This window comes from Streptomyces sp. NPDC002888, from assembly GCF_042888465.1.
In the GTDB taxonomy this organism is placed as follows: Bacteria; Actinomycetota; Actinomycetes; order Streptomycetales; family Streptomycetaceae; genus Streptomyces.
Map to the genome: position 1 here is coordinate 171,284 of NZ_JBIAPU010000008.1, position 20,449 is coordinate 191,732.

Here is a 20,449-nt window from a genome sequence, read left to right on the forward strand (position 1 = left end):
TCCTTCGCGAAGGTCGAGTAGTAGTCGGTGGTGTTCATGCTCAGAAGTCCCACCCGTCGTCGTCGGCCTCGTCCTTGACCGGCTCCGGGGAGGCGAACGACTCTCCGACCATGCCCGCCGTGAGCGTGGTGCCGTCGGACGGGTCGATCAGGATGAACGAGCCGGTGCGGCGCGAGTCGGAGTAGGAGTCGACCGGCAGCGGCTCGGCGGTACGGATCTTCACCCGGCCGATGTCGTTGGCGACGAGCTGTCCCGGGTGCGGGTGCAGGGACAGGTCGTCGAGCGTGAGACGGGACGGGATGTCCTTGACGATGGCCTTGACCGTGCGGGTGCCGTGCTTGAGCAGCACGCGGTGGCCGACGGTCAGCGGGGCGTCGGCGACGTGGCACACGGTGGCCTCGACGTCCTGCGTGGTCGCCGGCGCGTCCTTGCTGGGCACGATCAGGTCGCCGCGCGAGACGTCGATGTCGTCCTCGAGGAGCACGGTCACCGACTGCGTGGTCCAGGCGACGTCGACCGGCTCGCCGAGCAGGTCGATGCCCGAGATCCGCGTCGCACGACCGGAGGGCAGCACCGTGACCGGCTCGCCCACCCGGAACGAGCCGGCGGCGATCTGGCCCGCGTAGCCCCGGTAGTCCGGGTGCTCCGCGGTCTGCGGGCGGATCACGTACTGCACGGGCAGGCGGGCGTGGCAGTGCGCCAGGTCGTGGGCGACCGGGACCGTCTCCAGGTGCTCGAGCACCGTCGGACCGCCGTACCAGTCCATGTTCCCTGACGCGTCCACGACGTTGTCACCGGCGAGCGCCGAGATCGGGATCGCGGTCACCTCCGGGACGCCCAGCTCGGTCGCGTACGCCGTGAACTCCTCGGCGATCGCGGCGAACACGGACTCCTTGTACTCGACGAGGTCCATCTTGTTGACGGCGAGGACGACGTGCGGGACGCGCAGCAGCGCGGCGATGGCGGCGTGCCGGCGGGTCTGCTCGACGACGCCGTTGCGGGCGTCGACGAGGATCACCGTCAGCTCGGCGGTCGACGCGCCCGTGACCATGTTCCGCGTGTACTGAACGTGGCCCGGCGTGTCCGCGAGGATGAACCGGCGGCGCGGGGTGGCGAAGTAGCGGTAGGCCACGTCGATGGTGATGCCCTGCTCGCGCTCGGCGCGCAGACCGTCCGTGAGCAGCGCGAGGTCCGGGCCCTCGGCGCCACGGCTCGCCGAGGCACGCTCCACGGCCTCCAACTGGTCCGTGAGGATCGACTTGGAGTCGTGCAGCAGCCGGCCGACGAGCGTGGACTTGCCGTCGTCGACGGAGCCCGCGGTGGCGAACCGCAGCAGGGTGGTGGCCGAGAGCGCCTCGGTCGTGATCGTGCTCATGCTTAGAAGTACCCCTCGCGCTTGCGGTCTTCCATCGCGGCCTCGGAGAGCTTGTCGTCGGCGCGGGTGGCGCCGCGCTCGGTGAGCCGGGAGGCGGCGATCTCGGTGATGACCTGCTCCAGGGTCAGGGCGTCGGAGTCGACGGCACCCGTGCAGGACATGTCACCGACGGTCCGGTAGCGCACGAGGCGCTTGACGACGGTCTCGTTGTCGCGGGCCCCGCCCCACTCACCGGCGGTCAGCCACATCCCGGCCCGCTGGAACACCTCCCGCTCGTGCGCGAAGTAGATCCCCGGCAGCTCGATGCCCTCACGGGCGATGTACTGCCAGACGTCCAGCTCGGTCCAGTTGCTGAGCGGGAAGACCCGCACGTGCTCGCCGGGCGCGTGCCGCCCGTTGTACAGGTTCCACAGCTCGGGCCGCTGCCGGCGCGGGTCCCACTGCGAGAACTCGTCGCGCAGCGAGAACACCCGCTCCTTGGCCCGGGCCTTCTCCTCGTCACGGCGCCCACCGCCGAAGACCGCGTCGAACTTCTCCGACTGGATCCTCTCCGTCAGCGGGAGCGTCTGGAGCGGGTTGCGGACCCCGTCGGGACGTTCGCGCAGCACACCCCGGTCGATGTAGTCCTGCACCGACGCGACGTGCAGCCGCAGCCCGTGCCGGGCGACCGTACGGTCCCGGTACTCGATGACCTCCGGGAAGTTGTGCCCGGTGTCCACGTGCAGCAGCGAGAAGGGAACCGACGCCGGCGCGAACGCCTTCAGCGCCAGGTGCAGCATGACGATGGAGTCCTTGCCGCCGGAGAACAGGATCACCGGGTTCTCGAACTCGCCCGCCACCTCGCGGAAGATGTGCACCGCCTCGGACTCGAGCGCGTCCAGGTGGCTGAGGGCGTACGAGCTGTCCGTGCCCTCGTCGCCCTCGTTGACCTTCGCGACGGTCGTCATGCCAGTCCCCTTTCGCTGAGCAGGGCGTACACCGACGCCGCGGACTCCTGCACCGTCTGGTTCTGGGACTCGATCCGCAGATCGGGTGACTCGGGCTCCTCGTACGGGTCGTCGACCCCGGTGAGCCCCTTCAGCTCGCCCGAGGCCTGCTTGGCGTACAGGCCCTTCACATCGCGCACGGAGCACACCTCGACCGGGGTCGCCACATGCACCTCGAGGTACGGCGTCCCGCCGGTCTGGTGCCGCTTGCGCACGGCGTCCCGGCTGTCGGTGTACGGCGCGATGACCGGGACGAGCACCTTGACGCCGTTACGGGCCAGGAGCTCGGCGACGAAGCCGATGCGCTGCACGTTGGTGTGCCGGTCCTCGCGGGTGAAGCCGAGGCCCGCCGAGATGAACTCGCGGATCTCGTCGCCGTCGAGCACCTCGACGAGGTGGCCCTCCTCGCGCAGCCGGCCGGCCAGCTCGTACGCGATGGTGGTCTTGCCGGCACTCGGCAGACCCGTGAGCCAGACGGTGGCTCCGGTCGTCACGTGTGACTCCTGGTTCGTAGAAGGCTTCGGGGACGGAACGGTCATGGTCAGCCGTGCAGTCCGCACTCGGTCTTGGAGCGTCCGGCCCAGCGGCCGGCCCGCGCGTCCTCGCCCTCCAGGACGCGGCGGGTGCAGGGGGCGCAGCCGACGGACGCGTAGCCGTCCATCAGCAGCGGGTTCGTCAGCACCCCGTGCTCGGCGACGTAGGCGTCCACGTCGTCCTGGGTCCAGCGGGCGATCGGCGAGACCTTGACCTTGCCCCGCTTCTCGTCCCAGCCGACGACCGGGGTGTTCGCCCGGGTCGGGGACTCGTCGCGGCGCAGACCGGTCGCCCAGGCCCGGTACCCCTTGAGCCCTTCTTCGAGCGGCTGCACCTTGCGCAGCTTGCAGCACAGGTCGGGGTCGCGGTCGTGCAGCTTCGGCCCGTACTCCGCGTCCTGCTCGGCGACCGTCTGGCGCGGGGTGAGGGTGATGACGTTGACGTCCATCACGGCCTCGACCGCGTCCCGGGTGCCGATGGTCTCGGGGAAGTGGTAGCCGGTGTCGAGGAAGACGACGTCCACGCCCTTGAGGACACGGGACGCCAGATGCGCCACCACCGCGTCCTCCATCGAGGAGGTCACGCAGAAACGCGTGCCGAAGGTGTCCACCGCCCACTGGAGGATCTCCAGCGCGGAGGCGTCCTCTAGGTCGCGGCCGGCCTGCTCGGCCAGCGCCTTCAACTCCTCGGCGGTGCGCTCTTCCTGAGAAGCCGTGGTCATATTCGATCCCCTCCGGTCTCGGCTCGCTGAACACCCCGGGCCAGCAGCCCGAGGAACTTCAGCTGGAATGCGCGGTTGCACGCCGCGCATTCCCAGGCGCCGTGGCTCTGCTCACTCGGACGCAGGTCCTCGTCGCCGCAGTAGGGGCAGTAGAAGGGGGCGGCCCGCTCGCTCACGACAGCGCCTCCTCGGAGGCCCGGGTGGCCCAGGTCGCGAACCGCTCGCCGTCCTCGCGCTCCGCCTGGAACCGCTTCAGGACACGCTCGACGTAGTCCGGCAGCTCCTCCGCGGTCACCTTCAGACCGCGGACCTTGCGGCCGAACCCGGCCTCCAGGCCGAGGGCGCCGCCCAGGTGCACCTGGTAGCCCTCGACCTGCTCACCCCGGTCGTCGAGCATGAGCTGGCCCTTGAGACCGATGTCCGCCACCTGGATACGGGCGCAGGCGTTCGGGCAGCCGTTGAGGTTGATGGTGATCGGCTCGTCGAAGTCCGGGATGCGGCGCTCCAGTTCGTCGATCAGCGAGGCGCCGCGCGCCTTCGTCTCGACGATGGCGAGCTTGCAGTACTCGATGCCGGTGCAGGCCATGGTGCCGCGCCGGAAGGGGGAGGGCTTGGCCGTGAGGTCCAGCGCCTCCAGGGCCTCGACGAGGGGCTCGACCTGCGCCTCCTCGACGTCGAGGACGATCATCTTCTGCTCGACGGTCGTACGGACCCGGCCCGAGCCGTGGGCCTCCGCGACCTCGGCGATCTTCGTGAGCGTGGCGCCGTCGACGCGGCCGACGCGCGGGGCGAAACCGACGTAGAAGCGGCCGTCCTGCTGCCGGTGCACACCGATGTGGTCGCGCCAGCGGCCCACGGGATCGGTGGGCGCGGGACCGTCGACCAGCTTGCGCTTGAGGTAGTCGTCCTCGAGGACCTGACGGAACTTCTCCGCACCCCAGTCGGCGACGAGGAACTTCAGGCGGGCGCGGGTGCGCAGGCGCCGGTAGCCCCAGTCGCGGAAGATGCCGACCACACCGGCCCACACCTCGGGCACCTCGTCCAGCGGCACCCAGGCGCCGAGCCGGACGCCGAGCTTCGGGTTGGTGGACAGGCCGCCGCCGACCCACAGGTCGAAGCCGGGGCCGTGCTCGGGGTGCTCGACGCCGACGAACGCCACGTCGTTGATCTCGTGCACGACGTCCAGCAGCGGGGAGCCGGAGATGGCCGTCTTGAACTTGCGGGGCAGGTTGGAGAATTCCTTGCTGCCGATGTAGCGGTCGTGGATCTCCTCGATCGCCCAGGAGCCGTCGATGATCTCGTCCTCGGCGATACCGGCGACCGGCGAGCCGATGACGACGCGCGGGCAGTCGCCGCAGGCCTCGGTGGTGGACAGGCCGACGGCCTCCAGGCGCTGCCAGATCTCCGGCACGTCCTCGATGCGGATCCAGTGCAGCTGGATGTTCTGCCGGTCGGTGATGTCGGCGCTGCCGCGGGCGAACTCCTGCGAGATCTCACCGATCACGCGCAGCTGCTGCGTGGTGAGACGGCCGCCGTCGACGCGGACGCGCAGCATGAAGTACCTGTCGTCCAGCTCCTCCGGCTCCAGGATCGCGGTCTTGCCGCCGTCGATCCCGGGCTTGCGCTGGGTGTACAGGCCCCACCAGCGCATCCGGCCGCGCAGGTCGGTGGGGTCGATCGAGTCGAAGCCCCGCTTGGAGTAGATCGTCTCAATACGTGTCCGTACGTTGAGACTGTCGTCGTCCTTCTTGAACTGCTCGTTGCCGTTGAGCGGGGTGAAGTGGCCTGCGGCCCACTGACCCTCACCGCGGTGACGGCTCACCTTGCGGCGGGGCGCGGAGGCGGCAGGGTTCTGCGGGGTGGCGGCCATGGTTGTTACGTCCTTCGGGACAGGCGGAAAGCGGCTCTGACCTGCGCGTGCGGGCGCGTGCGGGCATAGGTGCGCGTCATTGCGCAGCGGGATGCCGGATCAGGGGATGTCTGCGGGGCTGGAGCTGTCAGCTCGCCCGACAGATGGCGCTGGACATGCGGCCGAGGTCGACGTGCCGCCGACTCACCAAGGCAATTCCAGTTCCAGACATGACGGAAGCGTGTCATGGCGATCTGGACACAGTCCAGCTTCGTCCACCATGCGGACACCCTTGTCTCGACATGCAAGACAAGGGTGTTGTCGGTCACACGGCGCGACCGCGGTCTTGTCCCCGCAGGTCAGGCGGGGTAGGCACCGGACCAGGGGCCTGGCGCGGGTACTTCCCGCTCCTCCTCGACCTTGGTGTCGAACAGCTTGAACCCTCGGCGCTGGTAGTTGTCCATCGCGTGCTCGCCGTCCTTGCTGCAGGTGTGCAGCCACACCCGCTTCGTCTGCGCGAGCCCCGGCCAGCGGTCCGCGAGGTCCCAGGCGCGGGCGGTGCCGTACGACAGCAGGTGGCCGCCGATCCGCCGCCCGCGGAACGCCGGAATCAGCCCGAAGTACGCGATCTCCACGACCCCGTCGTCCTGTGGCTCGAACTCCACGTACCCGGCCGGGGTGCCGTGGTCGTAGGCCACCCAGGTCTCCACGCCCGGCCGGTCCAGGTGCTCCCGCCAGCGCGCGTACGTCCAGCCGAGCCGGTCGATCCAGCGGATGTCGCCGCCCACGGAGGCGTACAGGAAGCGGCTGAACTCGGGCGAGGGCACCTCGGAGCGGACGATGCGGACGTCGCCCTCCGGCGCGGCGGCCGGGAGGAGGTCGCTCGGCGCGGTCTGCTCCAGGGACCAGGTGGTGACGGCGATGTTGGTCATGCCCGTCAGAGAACCATCCCGCTCACCGATCTGTCGATCGGCCCCTACTCCAGAGCCTTCTCGATCGACGCCAGCGGCAGCGCGAACAGCGTCTGTCCCGACTGCGTCCAGACCTCGCCGGTCGACTCCCAGTAGGACAGGGACTCCGTCTGCCCGCTCCAGCAGCGGTGCGTCTCGTCGGCCCCGCACTTCGCGGCCTTCGCGCCGTCGCCGTCCTGCCGCCACAGTGTCCCGTGCCCGTCCCGCGCGCCGTCCGTCGTACGGCTGACGTACCAGGTGGAGCGGTACGACAGCACGCCCCGGACCTCGTCCGCCTTCGTCCCGTACACCTCGTCGGCGTCCGCGTGACCGGCGGCGTCGGTGGCGAGGAGCCCGGCGCGGTCGTCGCCCGGGCTGCCCGGGCTGAACGAGTAGCGCCACAGCCGGGCCCGCCGGTCGCCGTCGTCGAGGGTCCACTCGCTCGCGACCAGGCTGTCCGGCGCGGTGCTGCGGTCGAGGGAGACGGATCCGGGATGCGGGGCGTCCTCGCCGCCGGCCACCCGGTAGGAGCCGACGGCCGGCATGGCGTACCGGTATCCGTGCGCCGACCAGCCTCCGCGCACCCGGCCGACGGCCTCGTCGGTCGCGGTGGCGCGCTGGATGCGGGCCATGTCGTAGACGTACAGCGCGTTGCCGTCCCCGTCGTCGGCGGTGACCAGCAGCTTGCCCTGGTACCAGACCATGCCGGAGACGTGCGAGGTCAGCGGACGGTAGTCGCGTCCGCCGTCGACCGGGACGACGAGCAGTACCCAGGTGTAGGTGAGGTGGCCGGGGTCGTCGGCGTCCACGAAGGCGACCCGGGCGAGGCCCTTGTCGGCGGCCGGGCCGCCGCTGTGGGTCCAGCCGGAGAGGATGACGCGGTTCGCACCCCAGCGGCCGTCGTCGTCCGCGTCCCCGGAGGTGGTGATCGCGCCGGCCTGCCAGCCGCGGGTGTCGTCGGCGTCCCAGCAGTACGCGCTCGTGGCCACCGGGGCGACGGGCAGCGCCCTGCGCTCGGCGTCCGTACAGTCGATCGCGTCGCGCAGGCTGCGGTCGGTGCTCTCCAGGACGGTGGTGACACCGACGGGCCGGCCCATCTCCTCGGCGAGCCGGTCCAGGGAGGCCTGCGGCACGGGCTCCTCCGTCAGCCGCAACGGGCGGATGTCGGCGGACGAGGTGAGCTGCTTCAACGCCCCGGGGCTGCCGCTGACCGTGGCCTGGGACGCGCTGATCATGGTGGCGGCGGCGGTGAGTGCGAGGGCGGTCCCGGCGAGGAAGGCGCGCAGTGCCCTGCCCCGTCGGCGTCGGCGGTGTCTGCCACGATGCTTCATCGATCCTCCCGAGGCGGGCCAACTGCGCCTCATGATCCGTACGTTGACCGAGGAACAGGTGGGGTGACCCGTAGGGGGATGCTACGGCAGTCGGGAGCCCCCTCGGAGGAAGACTGCGCAAATATGCGGAAGATGCCACCGGGTGACCCATTTACCGGGTCCGACCCGCGGAACTGCCCTAGGGTGCTGCCCTAGGCCCGGGGTGTCGCGGAACGGGAGACCGACACCCGTCCTTCCCGCACTCTCGGCGCCGTCGAGTGCGGCAACAGGTCGCGCGGGTCGGCCGGGAGGCGCACCTCGACCTCCGCGCCCTCGCAGAAACGATACGGCCGGTGTTCCAGCAAACCCCCCAGATACCGCCGTACCCGCGACATCTCGGCCCGCACCGTCACCGTACGGCCCGGATCGCCGAACACCTCCTCGGCCAGCCGCGCGGCCCCGAGCCCCGGGCGGTGCGTCGCCAGCAGGAACAGCAACTCGGCGTGCCGGGGACTCAGTTCGTGCGACCAGGCGCCCGCCTCCCCCGACACCGTCACCGACCAGCGGCGCGGCTGCGTCAGATCCATCACGATCCGGGTCGCACCGCGCGCCACCGGCTCGTCGGTGGTCCGCACCAGCCAGCCCCCCGCCAGCGGCTCCACCGAGCACGCCCCGAGTGCCGGCAGCCACCTGCGGCCCGCCGCCAGCGACTTGGGCAGCGCCACCCGGCTCGTGTACGGCATCCCCGTCACCGCCGCCGTCCAGCCGTCCCGGTCCACCACCACCGCCCGGCCGCCCAGCCGCGCCAGCACCGGCGCCGCCACCGCCCGCAGCCGCTCCAGGGAGGACAGATGCACCTCGCGCAGCCGGGCCTCCGCGAGCTTCGCCACCGAGGAGACCCAGGCGAGCGTGGCCGGATGCATCGTCTCCAGGGGGCCGCTCACGTCCACGACACCGATCAGCCGCCCGTCCCGGGGATCGGTGATCGGCGCACCCGTACACGTCCAGGTCGTCTGCGTGCGCACGAAGTGCTCGCCGGCGAACACCTGCACGGGCCGGCGTACCACCGCCGGAGTTCCCACACCATTGGTGCCCACCACGTCCTCGCGCCAGTCGGCGCCGAGCTCGAACCCGATGCCGTCGGCCTTGCGCAGCACGGGGGAGGAGCCCTCCCGCCACAGCACCCGGCCCTCCGCGTCGGCGACGACCATGATGTGGTGGGTGACGTCCGCGACCGCCAGCAGCCCCTCCCGCAGCACCGGCAGCACATGCCGCAGCGGGGTCTCCTCCCGGCGCCGCCGCACCTCGTCGGAGGCGAGCAGCCCCGGTGTGAAGCCGTGGTCCGGATCGACGCCGCTGCGCAGCACACGCTGCCAGGACTGCTCGATCACCGGGCGGACGGGAATGCGCGCGCGCTGCCCGGCGAGCTTGGCGGCGCGCACCTCGCTGAGCATCCGCGCCGCCCGCGTCGCGTCCACGGCGGCGAGTTGCGTCACGTTGATCGGCGGGTTCGCCACTGGTCCTCCCCAGGCAGGTACGGACAACCGGTTGTTCAGCCATCCGGACGACGGTTTCCGGCCCTGGCTGTGCGTCTCATACTGCCGTCCTGCGGTGACGGAGGGACACACTCCGGACACAGAGACCAGAAAGTTGCAACCCCCTGCAACCCTGGTGAACGTTCATACGGTGGCAGAGACTTGAACCACGCCGTCCCGAGCGGCGTTCAGGCCTCGCAGGGCCTATGCGGCGGGGGTGGTGCCGTGTCGGCGCAGCACCACCCCCGCTTTCTGTTCTCGCAGCTCAGGACACCGGGCGTGCCCGTTCCACCAGCGCCGCCAGGTCAAGGGTGTGCGGCAGCGTCCCGAAGGCCGCGCCCCCGTCGCCGCCCAGCCGCGACGCACAGAACGCGTCGGCGACCTGCGGCGGCGCGTACCGCACGAGCAGTGTCCCCTGGAGCACCAGTGCGAGCCGCTCCGTCAGCCGCCGGGCCCGGCCCTCCACCCCCTCCAGATCGGCCAGTTCCGTCAACAGGTTCTTGATCGCCCCGTCCAGCCGGTGATCGGCACCACGCGCCTGCCCGATCTCCTTCAAACAGGCGTTCAGCGCGAGCGGCTCACGGCGCAGCGCCCGCAGCACGTCCAGCGCCTGCACATTGCCCGCGCCCTCCCAGACCGAGTTCAGCGGCGACTCGCGCACCAGCCGCGGCATCCCCGACTCCTCGACGTACCCGTTGCCGCCCAGGCACTCCGCCGCCTCCACCGTCACCGGCGCACACCGCTTGGTCACCCAGTACTTGGCCGCCGGCACCGCGATCCGCAGGAACGCCCGCTCCTCCTCCCCGCCGTCGTCGTACGCGGCCGCGAGCCGCAGCGCCAGGGTCGTCGCCGCCTCCGACTCCAGCGCGAGATCGGCCAGGACGTTGCGCATCAGCGGCTTGTCGATGAGTTTTCCGCCGAACGCCTCCCGGTACGCGCAGTGGTGGACCGCCTGCGCCACGGCCTGCCGCATCAGCCCCGCCGAGCCCAGCACACAGTCGAGGCGGGTCGCCGCGACCATCTCGATGATGGTCCGTACCCCGCGCCCCTCCTCACCGACCCGGCGCGCCCACGTCCCGTCGAACTCGACCTCGGCCGAGGCGTTCGACCGGTTGCCCAGCTTTTCCTTCAGCCGCTGGATGAGAAACGTGTTGCGGGTGCCGTCCTCCAGCACGCGCGGCACGAGGAAACAGGTGAGCCCGTCCGGTGCCTGGGCCAGCACCAGGAACCCGTCCGACATGGGCGCGGAGCAGAACCACTTGTGCCCGGTCAGCTCGTACGCCCCGTCCTCGGCGAGCGGCACGGCCATCGTCGCGTTGGCCCGTACGTCGCTGCCGCCCTGCTTCTCCGTCATCCCCATCCCGAACAGCACCCCCGCCTTCCGGTGGGCGGGCCGCAGCTCACGGTCGTAGATCGTGGACGTCAGGAGGGGCTCCCACGCGGCGGCGAGAGCGGGATCCGTGCGCAGGGCGGGCACGGCCGCGTGGGTCATCGACAGCGGGCAGCCGTTGCCCGCCTCGACCTGCGTCCAGACCAGGAACCCGGCAGCCCTGCGCACATGCCCGCCCGGACGTGTCCAGGCCGCGGTCAGACCCGCCGCGACGCCCTTGCCGAGCACACGGTGCCAGGCCGGATGGAAGTCGACCTCGTCCAGGCGCCGGCCCTGGCGGTCGTGCGTACGCAACCGGGGCGGGAACTCGTTCGCCTGCGCCCCCCACTCCTGCACCTGCGCCGACCCGGCCGACTGCCCGAGCCCCGACAGGGCGCTCAGTGCCTCGTCTCGCAGCCCCGGATCGAGATGTCGTTCGACCGCCTCCGTCAGCGCACGGTCGGCCGAGAAGACGTCGTACCCGACCAGCGGTGGCGGCTGGTTGCTCACCGTGTGCGTGCTGCGTGCCATGTCAGCGAACCTACCGTTTGTAAGGACTGAGCGGGAGCGAGTCCTGTTTCCATGACTCGTGCTCAGCCGAGCGCCCCGAACGGTGTTGGGCGTTCTGGTCCCCCGCGTTCGCTCCGCATCCGGCGCGCACGGATCGTGTCCGTGGTCCGGGGATGTGGGGGCGGGTTCCCTCACGCCCAGGGGCCTCCGATCGGGCCTGGACGGTCCGATGCCGCGCACGATCGCTCTGGTCGTGCGGGGGCGGTGCCGTCCGTCGCCGGATCGGGTGTCCCTGGGCGCGTCTTCCGATCGCCACGGCGGCCGCGTCGCGGCGAGTGGTCTTACGGGTGTTGCTGGTGAGGGGTTTCTGCCAGTGCTGGGCGCCCCAGCGGCTGGTGTAGGCCGGGTCCACGGCAATGACCGCGATACCGGTCTGGTCGGCCATCGGAGTGAGCCGAGCGCGGAGCCTGGCGGTGGGCATGCCGGAGATCAGCCGCCGGAACCTCTTGTTGCGTCCGTGCTTCTCACGGGTCTTCTCCGCGCCGAAGTCCAGGTCTTCGATCGCGATCGCCTTCACCCCGCAGGCCCGGGCCCAGTGCAGCAGGCGTTTGAGGGTGTGGCGGACCTGGGCGTCGCGGTGCTGCGCGGTGCCGGACAGGTCGTAGAAGAAGCGGCGGGGGCTTCCGACCGGGTTGCCGTGGACATCGAGGTGCCAGGCGGCGAGGTGGTCGGCGTTGGCGTCGACACCGATCACGCCCTGGGCTAGCGCGGCATCGAGGGGGATGGCCGGGGTGGGTGGGATCTGCCAGGAGGCGGTCAGGTACCAACGGTTCCGGTCTGTGTCGTAGTGGATGCGGTAGGCCACGGCCCGGTTGGCTGCGACGCGGTCGGCCCACTCGGTGCCCCGGTGTGGAAGGTGACGCGGCAGGCGAGGACGTACCGGCCGTGCGGGGCATTCGCCAGATGCGCGAGCGGTGCGGGAAGCTTGACGCTCACCTCGCCCTCGGGGCTGACGCGGATGGTCTCGTTGCCGTGGCGCTTGCCGGACTCCCCGTCGGCGGCGAGGAACCACCGTTCGGCCTCCCATCGCTTGCGCCACTCCGGCTCGGTGAGCCGGGCAGCGTCCAGGTGGTGCCGAGTGCGGGCCAGGCGCCTGCCGCCGCGAATGACGCGCACAATCCCGGCATCGCGGTCGGCCCTCTCCCGCTCCAGCCGGTGCTCCAGCACGTGCAGGCGGCGTTTCTCGGCGTGCTACTCCTGCCGGGACCGGTAGCCTCCGGGCGCCCTTTTGGAGCGTTTCTCGCCGACCGGGAGGGACAGTCGGTGCGCGATGGTACGAATGCCCGCTTCCAGGTTCAGGATGTGCGCCCACTGGCCACGGCGGGCCAGCGCCCACTGATCATGAGTGGCCTTGGTGATGCTGCCCGCCCAGCGCGACGACGACAGGGGCGTCAGTTCCCGCTTGCGGGCCGCCCACGTGTCCGTGGAGTGCTCCAGGCCGTCCCGGCATCGCGCCTTGAGGTCCCTCGAGGCCAGCGCGCCCAGATGCGCACCGACCAGGCACAGCACCTTCTCATCCGCCGGCGTCGGCTGCTTGAGCCGGGTGCGGACGGCCACGCCACTCGGGCCCAACGCGACGAACGGCTCCGCCAGTGTCCTCAGCCCGCCCACCCCGTCACCCCCGTACGGCTCCACACGAAAACCTGTCACCGCATCCAACGAGGCCCGCCTGTGAAAGTCACGCATTCGACGCACGCATGTCTGTTCCCTCCTGAGGAATCGACGTCGCGGCCGACCGCAGGCATCAGCAAAGCCACCGCTACGCGCTCTCACGCCCGGCCGTCCGACCGGGTTGGGAGCCGACACCACTGGATACCCGGCCGGGCAGGCAGCCCGGTGGCCGGGATGAGTGAGGGCTCGCGTGGCGGATACCTTTAGGGCGTGCAGTCAGCAAGCCAGTCACCCGAGCAACCCGAGAGCGCCCCGGGGCGTCTCCATCGGGCGCGAGTCCTCTACCGCAACGTCTCCAAGCGCAGGACCACCTGGCTGCTCCTGAAGGACACCGTCAATTCCTGCATCGAGTACCGCATCCTCGGTCTCGCCGCCGAGGCCGCCTTCTTCACCCTGCTGTCCGTGCCGCCGCTGCTGCTCAGCCTCATCGGCCTGCTCGGCTACGTCGACGACTGGAGCGGCACCGACTCCATCAGCAGCCTGGAGAGCAACCTCCTGGAAGCCTCCCGCACCGTCCTGTCCGACAAGGGCGTACGCCAGATCGCCCAGCCGATCCTGGACGACGTGATGAAGGGCGGCCGTCCCGACGTCATCTCCATAGGCTTCCTCTTCGCCCTGTGGTCCGGCTCGCGCGCGGTAAACGTCTTCATCGACACCATCACGGTGATGTACGGCCTCGACGGCGTCCGGGGCATCGTCAAAACCCGGCTGGTGGCGTTTCTGCTGTTCATCGCGGCCCTGCTGATCGGCTCGGTCGCGTTGCCGCTGATGGTCGCGGGCCCGGACGCGGTGGTGCGGATCGTGCCGTGGTCGACGACGGTGGTCCAGGTCCTGTACTGGCCCGTGGTGATCGTCCTGTCCATCGCCTTCCTGACCACCCTGTACCACGTCTCCGTCCCCGTGCGCTCCCCCTGGATCGAGGACGTGCCCGGCGCCCTCGTGGCCCTCGGCATGTGGGTCCTCGGCAGCTTCCTGCTCCGGATCTACCTCCAGAGCACCATCGAGGGCGCCACGATCTACGGCTCTCTGGCCGCCGCCGTCGCCGTCCTGCTGTGGATCGGCGTGTCCGCGTTCGCCGTCCTCGTCGGCGCCGCCGTCAACGCGGCGATCGACCGCGTCTGGCCGGCCGCCGCGACGGCCGCGGCCCGCGCGGCCAACGAACGCGCGCGCGAGGAGGAGGCCGCCGAGTACGTCGCCCGCATCGCCGCGGCCCGCGCCCACGACGACCCCGACGACCCCGACATGCCGTCCGAGTTCCCCGAGCGATGGTCCCGGTTCCTGCCCCCGGAGGACGTCACGGGCCGCCTACGGACGCATGCGAAGAGTTCACCCAAGGGGAACGGGGAGCAGGAGAAGCCCCCGGAGAAGTGATCGGCACCCACCTGATGCGGGCGAGATCAGCGGCCGCTTGCTGCAGGCGCTGCCCACCCTCCTGACGCCGGCCTCCGAGGCGCCTTCTCGACCTGCTGGTGACCCCCGCGCTCAGGGCCTGGTTCTCCCGCCCCGGGGCGGAGACGTCCGCCTGGTACCGGCCCCTCGCCGACCCGGTCGGGGGCCGCGCCCTGCGCCTCCTCCAGGCCGACCCGGCCGACCCCTGGACGGTCGCCGCCCTCACCGCCGACCGCCCTCCGCGGCGGACGGGGGGATGGGCTTCGCCGTTGTTCGCCGGGGCGGCGGCGTAGCCTGGCGTACGTGTATGTGGAGCGGCCGTCCCGGCTGGCCGGTGCCGTGGTGTGGACGAACAGCCCGTCGGCGCCCGGCGCGCGTCCCGTGCTGCCCGACGGCTGTATGGACCTGCTGTGGAGCGAGGGGCGGCTGCTGGTCGCCGGCCCGGACACCCGCGCGTACGCCCCGAAAGGCCCCGTCGCGCAATGGGCGGGCGTCCGCTTCTACCCGGGCGCGGCGCCGGCCCTCCTCGGCGTACCGGCCCACGAGCTGCGGGACAGCCGCGTGGAGTTGGCCGACCTGTGGCCGGCGGCGGAGGTGCGACGCCTGCGCGACCGTGTCGAGTCGGCGCCGGACCCCGCGACGGGCCTGGAGGAGGCGGCGCTGCGGCGCGCGGCCGAGGCGATCCCACCCGACCCCCTGCTACGACGGCTCGTCACCGCCCTGGACGCGGGCCGCCCCGTCGCCGCGACCGCCGACGAGCTCGGCCTGGGAGCACGCCAGTTGCATCGCCGGGCCCTGACCGCCTTCGGCTACGGCCCCAAGACGCTGGCCCGCATCCTGCGCCTGCAACGGGCCCTCGCCCTCGCCCGCGGAGGCACCCCGTTCGCGGCGACGGCGACCGGCGCCGGCTACGCGGACCAGGCCCACCTGGCGCGGGACGTACGGCAGTTGACGGGCATGACGCTGACGGACCTACTGGGCTGAGAGACCTACAGGGCCGAGAGACCTATCGGACTGAGAGACCTATGGGGCTGACGGCGCGAACAGGTCCACGCCGTTGCCGTCCGGGTCGAGCACGACGGCGTACCGCTGCCCCCAGAAGGCGTCCCACGGCTTCAGCTCCCCGCGGTAGCCGGCCCCCACCAGCTCCTCGTACACCGTGTCGACCTCACCCGCCCCCGCGCACCGCAAGGCCAGGGAGGCCCGCCCGCCCCCGGCCGGCGCCTGCCATTCCGGGTGGAAGGACCGCACGGTCTCCTCGGTGTCCAACAGCAACCGCACCCCGCCCGGCAGCTCGGCCTCGGCGTGCGGCGCGGTCTCGGAGCCCTCGGGGAAGGCGAACCCGAGGCGACGGTAGAAGGTGACGGAGGCGGCCATGTCGGAGACGACCAGGCCGATGGCATCGAATCGTGGAGTCATGAGGCCACCGTAGGCAGCGCCCCGACCGCCGGTCTTGAAGGAATCGGACACCTTGCGAGCCGGTCCGTCGGCCTTTGTGGGGCATGATGATCGGATGCTTCCGACCTTCGCCGGCACCGCGGATCTGCCCGGGACCCCTGCCGTCGCCGTCGTCGTCGACGTGATGCGTGCCTTCACCGTGGCGGCCGGGGCGTTCGCGCAGGGGGCCGAGAAGATAGTCCTCGCCGAAAGCCGTGACGAGGCACTGCAGTTGAAGGACCGTCACCCGGGGTGGCTCGCCTTCCAGGACGGTCCGCCCCTGCCGGGGTTCGACCTGGCGAACTCGCCCGCCCAGCTGCGCTCGCTCGACGTACGGGGGCGCACGGTGGTGCAGAAGACCACCGCGGGGACGGTGGGCGCGCTGGCGGTCGCCGACGCGGAGTTGGTGCTGTGCGCGAGCTTCGTCGTCGCGGAGTCCACCGCGCGCGTGCTGCGGAGGCGGCGTCCGCAGGAGGTGACGTTCGTGATCACCGGGGAGGACGGACGGGCCGACGAGGACCTGGCGTGCGCCCAGTACATCGCCGGGGCTGCCGTCGCGCCGGGCGTGGAGGCGGGCCCGTTCCTGGAGCGGGCGCGGAACTCGAACGGCGCCGCGCGACTCGCCGACGGCGTACGGCGCGGGTATCGCGGGGTGCATCCGGACGACGTGGAGCTCTGCCTGGAGGTGGACGCGTACCCGTTCGCGATGGTGGCGGCGCGGGAGGACGGCCATGTGGTGGTGCGTCCGGTACGGGCGTGACGACCGGCGGACGGCGGACGGCGATGAGTGGGACGCGATGACGGACGGCCGGGTGTCACCTGTCCGTCGGTGACGCCCGGCCTCCGCGCTCGTTCGCCTCAGTCCCTCAGTCCCTCAGTCCCTCAGTCGTCTCCCTGGTCCGGGCCGCCGACCAGTGCCTCCATCATGTCGACGGCGCTGCCGTCGTGGTCGCTGCCCGCGGTGCCGCTGCTGCCCTGCTGGACGTTGGCCGACCGGTCGACCTCGAGGATCGAGTCGGCCTGGGAGTTGTCGATCACGGTGATCAGACTCTCCGTGGCGACCGCGGGTGCCGCGGCGGCGCCGAGCAGCGCCGCCGTCAGGGCCGCGGCCGTACGCAGCCGGGGCGGGGCCGGGCTCACGCGCTCACGCCCTCGGGCTCGGTGCGCAGCCGGGCGATGTTCCGCTCCAGCAGCTCGGTGGCGGCGCGGACGCCGACACCGCCCGCCGCGTCCACCTCGGGCAGCCGGCCGTCGGCCCGCTTGAGCCCGGCGAGCGCGGAGTGCATCGCCTCGTGGGCGGCGAAGAGACAGGGTGTGCTGTAGATCGCGACGTTCACGCCGAGGTCGGACAGCTCGCCCAGGGAGAGCCGGGGGGACTTGCCGCCGGCGATCTGGTTGAACAGCAGTGGTTTGTCGCCCACGACCTCCCGGATCCGGCGGATCCACTCCACGCTGCGCACCCCGTCGACCAGGACGACGTCCGCCTCGGTGGCGGCGAGCGCCTTGGCGCGGTGCAGGATGTCGTCCTCGTCGGTGGCGTCCGTACGGGCCACCACGACCAGGTCGCGCCGGGTGGCCAGCACCATCTCCAGTTTCGCGAGGTACTCGTTCAGCGGCAGCACCTGCTTGCCGTCGGCGTGCCCACAGCGGCGCGGCCGCTTCTGGTCCTCCAGGATCACGCCGGAGGCCCCGATCCGCTCCAGGCCCTCCACCACGTGGCAGGCGACCTCCGGATCGACGTACCCGTCGTCGATGTCCACCAGCAGGTGGTGCCGCGGGAAGGCGCCCCGCAGCCGCTGGACGAACGCCACCATGTCCGGCCAGGCGATGAAACCGATGTCCGGCAGTCCGTAGTACGAGGCCGCGAAGCCGAAGCCGGAGACGAACATGCCGTCGTAGTGCTCCGCGGCGATCGACGCCGAGTACATGTCGTACACGCCGATCAGCGGGGTTGTCTCCGGGCTGGCGATCTGCTCCCGCAGCTTGTTGCCGTAAGTCACCGTCCGGCTCCTCCCATGGAGTCGAGGGGTCAACACACCAGACGCAAGAAAGCCGCCGCGACACGACAGCTCTTTGCCAAGACAAAAGCATCTCTTTGTCGACGGACGACTTTCTCGTTACGAGGACTTTGCTCACCCCAATGGCGCAACCGGTTCACCGGAGAAACGTCACTGGTCAGTCACTTCTCGAGTCGCGCCGACCAGTCGATGCCGCCGCGCAGGTGGGCGCGGAAGTCAGGGTCGAGGTAGGCCTCGGAGGCGTGCCCCAGCGCTGTGTAGAAGACACGGCCCGCGCCCTGCTCGCGGCACCACACCAGCGGGTGGTTGGCGCCCATGCCGCCACCGTCGTACGAGGTCTCGTCGGCGACGGCGAGGACCCGCACGCGTCCGCGCGGGTTGGCCCGGAAGTCGTACCACTCGTCGGTGAAGTCCCAGACGCCGGGCAGGTGCCGGGTGGCGGGGTGTCCGGGGTCCTCGATCACGGCCTTGCCCGGCTGGTACGCGGGGTGCCGGTCGAAGCGGGCGCCGAGCAGGTCGCCGTAGTACGGCCAGTCGTACTCCGTGCAGGTCGCCGCGTGGACGCCGACGAAGCCGCCGCCCGACTCGACGTACGCGGCGAGACGTTCGCGTCCGGCGGGGGTCAGCACCTCGCCGCTGGTGGAGAGGAAGACGACCGCCGCGTACCCGTCGAGCGGGGTCTCCAGGGCCGCCGGGTCCTCGGTGTGGTCGACGTCGTACTCCGCGAGCGTGCGGACGGCGGCGACGGCGTCCGGGATGGAGTCGTGGCGGTAGGCGGTGGTGCGGGTGTAGACGAGGAGGCGGGCAGTCATGGGAGCGAGCGTAGGGCTCCGCGGTGTGTCCCTCCCAGCGAAATGATCAAGCCGAAAATTTCGAGCGGGCGACCGCTGCCTCCGGGGCGCTCAACCGCCCACGTCCACGTTGTTGTTCGGGGCTCCGTCGCCGACCGGGGGCAGGTCGCCGCGCTCGACGGGTTCGGTCTGCTGTGCGGCGGCCTCGGGCAGGAGGGTGTCGAGTTCGTCGGCGGAGGGGCGGTGGACCTCGCGGGCGGCCTCGCTCAGCACCTCGCGCGGTACGCCCTCGCCGCGGAGCCGGATGACGTGGCCCTCCTTCGGTATCGCGTACTCCTTCTGCTGCCCGTTGCTGCGGTACCAGGCCTCGCCGTCGCGGGTGCAGGTGGTGTGCGCGCCGCCCGCGTCGCCGACCGGCTGCTGGGGGCAGTTCTCGGCGGTCAGTGTGCCGCGGTCGACGGAGAGTTGGAGTTGGGTGTTGGTCTTCTGCGACCAGTAGACGGCGGAGAAGCCGTCGTCGCCGAGTACGCCGACGGACTGCTGGGCGAGGGTGTATCCGGGGGCCCCGGTGATGTAGACGAACTCCGGGGCGATGCCCAACGCCTGTGCGCGGGCGGCGAGTTCCGCCGAGTCCGCGGGGCTCGCGTCCGCGCTCCCGGTGCCGCTGCCCGCCGTCCCGGTGCCCGCCGCCCCTGTGCCGGTGTCCGACTTCTCCGTGCCGCAGCCGGTGAGGAGGGCGGGGAGCAGCAGGGTCAGCGACAGGGCTCGCGCGGCACGGATCATGGCCTCATCCTGCCGCACAGGTGTTCCAAAGGCGGCGTCTTTTCGCGGAGAGGGCGCGTAATGTCACCCGCGATGAACACGATTCCCGCACTGCTCGATCACTTCGTCTTCGCGACCCCCGATCTGGCGGCGACGGTCGCCGAGTTCACCCGGCGTACCGGTGTGGTCCCCGCCCCCGGTGGCGCGCACGTCGACCTCGGCACCCGCAATCACCTGGTCGGCCTGGGCGGCACCGCCTACCTGGAGATCATCGGCCCGGACCCGGAGCAGACCGGATCCGACGGTCCCCGCCCCTTCGGCGTCGACGGGCTCACCGTCGCGCGGACGATCACGTGGGCGATCAGCCCACCCGACCTGGACGCCACGGTCGCGGCCGCCCGCGCCCGGGGCTACGACCCCGGTGACGTACGGGCGATGAGCCGCCGCCGTCCCGACGGCACCCTGTTGGAGTGGCGCCTGACGGACGGGTCCGCACACCCCTCCGGCCTCGTCCCGTTCCTCATCGACTGGGGCGGCTCGGTACACCCGTCGGCGTCGGGCCTGCCCGTCACCCCTCTGCTCCGGGTGTCGGCGACGGCCCCCGACCCCGACGAGATCCGCCCCGCACTCGCGGCGCTCGGCACGGAACTCGCCCTCAGCACGGGGCCGGTGGGGATGTCGTTCACGGTGCAGACGCCTCGCGGGGCGGTGACGTTCGACTGAGAGGCGCTCCACTCGTGCTCGGCCGTGGCCGTTCCCGGAGGACCGCGGGCACACTGGCCCCCATGCCTGTCTCACTGCATCACATCGTCATCGACGCGCACGACCTGCCCGGCCTGGCGCGGTTCTGGGCCGAGGTGCTGGGCTGGCGGATCCTGTCCGAGCGGGAGCGGGAGGTCGTGATCGGGCCGGACGTGACCGCACCGGTGGGTATCTGCTTCATGCCCGTGACGGACCGCAAGGTGGTCAAGAACCGCCTGCACCTCGGTCTGACGTCCCCTGCTCAGGACCGGGAGGCCGAGATCGAGCGCATCCTCGCACTCGGCGCCCGCCGCGCGGACGTCGGGCAGACCGGCAGCGAGTCGTGGACCGTGCTGACCGATCCGGAGGGGAACGAGTTCTGCGTGGTCCGCCCGAAGGAGACTCTCATCGGCTAGGGCCTGCCCTTGGACCCGCCCTGGG

Annotated in this window: 22 protein-coding genes and 1 pseudogene; 6 read left to right on the top strand and 17 right to left on the bottom strand. The window is 71.4% G+C overall.

Going from position 1 to position 20,449, the window contains the following annotated elements:
- Positions 1-40: 40 nt before the first annotated feature.
- The 12 genes and pseudogenes from ACFYWX_RS15615 to ACFYWX_RS15670 form a co-directional block, all read right to left on the bottom strand.
- Positions 41-1,375, bottom strand: a complete 1,335-nt coding sequence (locus tag ACFYWX_RS15615) for a sulfate adenylyltransferase subunit 1 (protein WP_389424538.1) — start codon at positions 1,373-1,375, stop codon at positions 41-43.
- Between the two features lie 2 nt (positions 1,376-1,377).
- Positions 1,378-2,322, bottom strand: coding sequence for a sulfate adenylyltransferase subunit CysD (gene cysD / locus ACFYWX_RS15620; protein WP_389424539.1), 945 nt, complete (start codon positions 2,320-2,322; stop codon positions 1,378-1,380).
- A complete protein-coding gene (cysC, locus tag ACFYWX_RS15625) occupies positions 2,319-2,900 on the bottom strand; it encodes an adenylyl-sulfate kinase (protein WP_389424540.1) in 582 nt (193 codons plus the stop codon). Before cysC ends, cysD begins: the two co-directional genes overlap by 4 nt.
- A 2-nt stretch (positions 2,901-2,902) precedes the next feature.
- Positions 2,903-3,616 (bottom strand): phosphoadenylyl-sulfate reductase, encoded by a 714-nt coding sequence (locus ACFYWX_RS15630; RefSeq protein WP_389424541.1) that lies wholly within the window; start codon positions 3,614-3,616, stop codon positions 2,903-2,905.
- The gene (locus ACFYWX_RS15635) at positions 3,613-3,792 is read right to left on the bottom strand and encodes a hypothetical protein (RefSeq protein ID WP_389424542.1); all 180 of its coding nucleotides are present in this window, start codon (positions 3,790-3,792) and stop codon (positions 3,613-3,615) included. The genes ACFYWX_RS15630 and ACFYWX_RS15635 overlap by 4 nt, the downstream gene beginning before the upstream one ends.
- Entirely contained in the window at positions 3,789-5,486 is a 1,698-nt protein-coding gene (locus tag ACFYWX_RS15640; RefSeq protein ID WP_389424543.1) for a nitrite/sulfite reductase, read from the bottom strand. The genes ACFYWX_RS15635 and ACFYWX_RS15640 overlap by 4 nt, the downstream gene beginning before the upstream one ends.
- A 127-nt stretch (positions 5,487-5,613) precedes the next feature.
- Positions 5,614-5,697 carry a putative leader peptide gene (locus tag ACFYWX_RS15645; protein WP_361451897.1) on the bottom strand — a complete coding sequence of 28 codons (84 nt, stop codon included), beginning with the start codon at positions 5,695-5,697 and terminating at the stop codon, positions 5,614-5,616.
- Positions 5,698-5,824: 127 nt separating this feature from the next.
- Positions 5,825-6,397, bottom strand: a complete 573-nt coding sequence (locus tag ACFYWX_RS15650) for a GNAT family N-acetyltransferase (RefSeq protein ID WP_389424544.1) — start codon at positions 6,395-6,397, stop codon at positions 5,825-5,827.
- A gap of 44 nt (positions 6,398-6,441) precedes the next feature.
- Positions 6,442-7,746 (bottom strand): hypothetical protein, encoded by a 1,305-nt coding sequence (locus ACFYWX_RS15655; RefSeq protein WP_389424545.1) that lies wholly within the window; start codon positions 7,744-7,746, stop codon positions 6,442-6,444.
- Positions 7,747-7,937: 191 nt separating this feature from the next.
- Complete coding sequence (locus ACFYWX_RS15660; RefSeq protein WP_389424679.1) at positions 7,938-9,179, bottom strand: GAF domain-containing protein; 1,242 nt, start codon at positions 9,177-9,179, stop codon at positions 7,938-7,940.
- 346 nt (positions 9,180-9,525) lie between these two features.
- Entirely contained in the window at positions 9,526-11,160 is a 1,635-nt protein-coding gene (locus tag ACFYWX_RS15665) for an acyl-CoA dehydrogenase family protein (protein WP_389424546.1), read from the bottom strand.
- Positions 11,161-11,170: 10 nt separating this feature from the next.
- Positions 11,171-12,810 (bottom strand): annotated as a pseudogene (locus ACFYWX_RS15670) (IS200/IS605 family accessory protein TnpB-related protein).
- A gap of 270 nt (positions 12,811-13,080) precedes the next feature.
- Between ACFYWX_RS15670 and ACFYWX_RS15675 the strand changes: the two are divergent.
- The 3 genes from ACFYWX_RS15675 to ACFYWX_RS15685 all read left to right on the top strand — a co-directional run bounded on the left by ACFYWX_RS15675 (position 13,081) and on the right by ACFYWX_RS15685 (position 15,243).
- The gene (locus ACFYWX_RS15675; RefSeq protein ID WP_389424547.1) at positions 13,081-14,241 is read left to right on the top strand and encodes a YihY/virulence factor BrkB family protein; all 1,161 of its coding nucleotides are present in this window, start codon (positions 13,081-13,083) and stop codon (positions 14,239-14,241) included.
- Between the two features lie 98 nt (positions 14,242-14,339).
- Positions 14,340-14,552 carry a hypothetical protein gene (locus tag ACFYWX_RS15680; RefSeq protein ID WP_389424548.1) on the top strand — a complete coding sequence of 71 codons (213 nt, stop codon included), beginning with the start codon at positions 14,340-14,342 and terminating at the stop codon, positions 14,550-14,552.
- A gap of 10 nt (positions 14,553-14,562) precedes the next feature.
- On the top strand, positions 14,563-15,243 hold the full coding sequence (locus tag ACFYWX_RS15685) for a helix-turn-helix domain-containing protein (protein WP_389424549.1): 681 nt from the start codon (positions 14,563-14,565) through the stop codon (positions 15,241-15,243).
- A 39-nt stretch (positions 15,244-15,282) separates the two neighbouring features.
- On the opposite strand, the gene ACFYWX_RS15690 is transcribed toward ACFYWX_RS15685, so the two are convergent.
- On the bottom strand, positions 15,283-15,678 hold the full coding sequence (locus tag ACFYWX_RS15690) for a VOC family protein (RefSeq protein WP_389424550.1): 396 nt from the start codon (positions 15,676-15,678) through the stop codon (positions 15,283-15,285).
- Positions 15,679-15,772: 94 nt separating this feature from the next.
- Between ACFYWX_RS15690 and ACFYWX_RS15695 the strand changes: the two genes are divergently transcribed.
- Positions 15,773-16,456 carry a 2-phosphosulfolactate phosphatase gene (locus tag ACFYWX_RS15695; RefSeq protein ID WP_389424551.1) on the top strand — a complete coding sequence of 228 codons (684 nt, stop codon included), beginning with the start codon at positions 15,773-15,775 and terminating at the stop codon, positions 16,454-16,456.
- Positions 16,457-16,578: 122 nt separating this feature from the next.
- Here the strand turns inward: ACFYWX_RS15695 and ACFYWX_RS15700 are convergent, their stop codons facing one another.
- The 4 genes from ACFYWX_RS15700 to ACFYWX_RS15715 all read right to left on the bottom strand — a co-directional run bounded on the left by ACFYWX_RS15700 (position 16,579) and on the right by ACFYWX_RS15715 (position 19,288).
- Positions 16,579-16,836, bottom strand: a complete 258-nt coding sequence (locus tag ACFYWX_RS15700) for a hypothetical protein (RefSeq protein WP_389424552.1) — start codon at positions 16,834-16,836, stop codon at positions 16,579-16,581.
- Positions 16,833-17,696: an oxaloacetate decarboxylase gene (locus ACFYWX_RS15705; RefSeq protein WP_389424553.1), complete on the bottom strand. Its 864-nt coding sequence runs from the start codon at positions 17,694-17,696 to the stop codon at positions 16,833-16,835. The genes ACFYWX_RS15700 and ACFYWX_RS15705 overlap by 4 nt, the downstream gene beginning before the upstream one ends.
- A gap of 179 nt (positions 17,697-17,875) precedes the next feature.
- Positions 17,876-18,526, bottom strand: a complete 651-nt coding sequence (locus ACFYWX_RS15710; protein WP_389424554.1) for a ThuA domain-containing protein — start codon at positions 18,524-18,526, stop codon at positions 17,876-17,878.
- A gap of 90 nt (positions 18,527-18,616) precedes the next feature.
- The gene (locus tag ACFYWX_RS15715) at positions 18,617-19,288 is read right to left on the bottom strand and encodes a hypothetical protein (protein ID WP_389424555.1); all 672 of its coding nucleotides are present in this window, start codon (positions 19,286-19,288) and stop codon (positions 18,617-18,619) included.
- A 72-nt stretch (positions 19,289-19,360) separates the two neighbouring features.
- On the opposite strand from ACFYWX_RS15715, the gene ACFYWX_RS15720 reads away from it, so the two are divergent.
- Positions 19,361-19,990 carry a VOC family protein gene (locus ACFYWX_RS15720; RefSeq protein WP_389424556.1) on the top strand — a complete coding sequence of 210 codons (630 nt, stop codon included), beginning with the start codon at positions 19,361-19,363 and terminating at the stop codon, positions 19,988-19,990.
- Between the two features lie 62 nt (positions 19,991-20,052).
- Complete coding sequence (locus ACFYWX_RS15725) at positions 20,053-20,424, top strand: VOC family protein (protein WP_389424557.1); 372 nt, start codon at positions 20,053-20,055, stop codon at positions 20,422-20,424.
- The last annotated feature ends 25 nt before the right edge of the window (positions 20,425-20,449 follow it).